The organism is Glutamicibacter sp. BSL13 (assembly GCF_052928425.1).
Genome location: NZ_JAVGCZ010000219.1, coordinates 1 through 1,037 on the forward strand (window position 1 = coordinate 1; position 1,037 = coordinate 1,037).

1 protein-coding gene and 1 pseudogene are annotated in these 1,037 nt (G+C 71.0%); both read right to left on the bottom strand.

Annotation, left to right across the window (positions count from 1 at the left end; translation table 11 throughout):
- Positions 1-215: pseudogene (locus tag RCJ92_RS15960) on the bottom strand (N-acetylglucosamine-6-phosphate deacetylase); the annotation flags it as partial.
- A gap of 220 nt (positions 216-435) precedes the next feature.
- Positions 436-1,037, bottom strand: a 602-nt coding sequence (locus RCJ92_RS15965) for a phosphotransferase family protein (RefSeq protein ID WP_446755132.1), incomplete at its 5' end; no start/stop codon positions are given.

Sequence of the window (1,037 nt, forward strand, 5' to 3'; positions counted from 1 at the left end):
GCGCCGTGGCAGTGCAGGTCGATCAGCCCGGGCAGCAGCTGGGCGCCCTCGGGCACCGGCCGGACGGTGAACGCCGCGGCGTCGGTAAGGGCCAGGAACTGCGCGCGCGTACCGGAAAAGGCGATGCGCTCGCCGGTGACGGCCAGCGCCCCGTCCGGCACGTGGGATCCGTCGGTGTGCAGGGGCGCGAAGATGACAAAACTGGTGCTGGGCATGGGATTAGTTTAGTGGGCGCGCTGGTAACCTTCGGGTTCGTACTGAAGGAGAGTGCCCAGTCGCCGAGCCGGCCGCATCTGGCGCCACGAACAAACGGGCGGGAAGAAGCGCGCATCGGCTGCATTATGTGCTGGGCTCGCAGTTGACGGTGCCTGCCTGCGCCAGCTGCGCGAACGATTTGCAGAACGGTGAAAAGTCCCGCACCGTCCGGCGCAGGGCCTAGCCGCGTGCGGCGGCGGCCGCCGCCATGCGCAGGCGCGGGCCGATTTTGCGCAGCAGCTTGTCCAGCCGCGGATGATCGGTGCGCGCAATGGCGTCGCTGAAGCGCTCCAGGCTCATCAGTCCCAGCCAGATCCTGGCCCGGCGGGCCTGCCCGGGATCCGGGGCGACCTGGTCGATCAGGTCCTGGCCGTGCCACAGGCACAGGTAGGCGGTGTTCAGCGCCGGGTCCCAGGCCGCGGCCAGGTCCCAGTCCAGGATCCCAATCAGCTCCCCGTTGACCCAGTGCATGTTGTGCCCGGCCAGGTCCCCGTGCACCAGGCCCGGGGGGACCTGGGCCAGTTCGGGCAGCTGCTCCCACAGGGTGAGGGCTGCCGGGCGCAGCTCGAGCGGCAGCGCGTCGTGGCTGGCCTGGCAGCGTTCGGTGGTCCACGGCCCGCCGAACGCGAACGGTTCGGCCAGCAGCGGGCGCAGTGTGTCGAGCTCTACCTCGGCCAGGGCATCGACCACCCGGCGCAGGATGCGCGCATCGCCCCGGTGCGGCGGGTGCGCGGTGCCGGGAATGTAGCGCATCGCCACCGCCGCCAGCCCTTGCGCGTCAG